Origin of the sequence: Streptomyces sp. NPDC059564 (assembly GCF_042735575.1) — a bacterium.
GTDB lineage: Bacteria > Actinomycetota > Actinomycetes > Streptomycetales > Streptomycetaceae > Streptomyces.
Window position 1 is genome coordinate 1 of the sequence record NZ_JBHWBP010000725.1, and the last position, 1071, is coordinate 1071.

A 1071-nucleotide genomic window follows, 5' to 3' on the forward strand; every position below is an offset into this window, starting at 1 on the left:
CCTCCCGCCTCGGCGGTGGCGAGGAGCCGCCGGATCGCCTCCAGCTCGCCGTCCCTGCCCCGCAGTTCGTCGTCTCCGTGGCCGGTGCGCGTACCGATGTCCATGATCGCCCCCTCGGAGCTCATGATGCCAGCCTCGCCGGGCGCCCCGACTGGTCATATGACAGAAGCGGGCGCCCACGGTCGCCTGACAGCCTGCGCGTGAGTGTGGAGAGCAACCGAGACACCTGGAAAGCCGGAGCGCGATGTCATTGTCCGAGCAGCCTCGTCCGGGCCGACCCGCCGGTCCGTACGTTCCTGCTGATCAGCCCGGCCCGGTGTCCCTGGGCGTCGCCGCACGGCTCCTCGACGCCCAGCCGGGCGGCGGCCCTTCGGGACGTGCGCGGCTCGACGTCCTCCGACGGGCGGAGGGCGACCCCCTGACGCTCGTCGAGCTCGGCCGGGCGTGCACCCCGCTCACCGGAGACGCGGCTCTCCTGGGCGAGGCCCTGCCCGAGGGGGAGCCCTCCTTCCGGTCCACGCCGCGCATCCGACACGCGTACCGGGAGCATCTGGGGGCTCTGCCCGAGGCGGCCCGGCGCGCACTGCTGTATGCCGCCGCGGGCTGGCCTGACGGCGAACTCGGCACGGTGATGGCCGCGTTGGGCACCGACGACCTCGCGGTATGGGATCCGGCGGAGGAGGCCGGGCTGATCACCGTCGCCGACGGCCGCCTCGCGTTCGGGCATCCGCTGATCCGCGCGGCGGCGTTCCACGGCCGGTCGGCCGGGGCGCGTCAGCGAGCACATCGGGACCTGGCGGCGGTATCGGGCCGGAGTGCGGCGAGCCGTGCCCGGCATCTGGCGGAGGCGTCGATCGAGCCGGACGAGACCGTGGCCGAAGCCCTCGAAACCGCTGCCGCCGGGCACCGCCTGACCGGCGACCTCTTCGCCGGCGCGAGGGCCCTGGAGCAGGCGGCGCGGCTCAGCGTCCGCGACACCGACCGGGCCGGCCGACTGGCCGGCGCCCTGACCGCCGCGAGCCGCCTCGGGAACCCGGAGTGGGTCCGGGACCTGTACGAGCGCTTCAGCAG

General features: G+C 75.0%; 1 pseudogene. It reads left to right on the forward strand.

Going from position 1 to position 1071, the window contains the following annotated elements:
* Window positions 1-316: 316 nt before the first annotated feature.
* Window positions 317-1071, forward strand: a pseudogene (locus ACFV0Q_RS41955) (LuxR family transcriptional regulator); the annotation flags it as partial.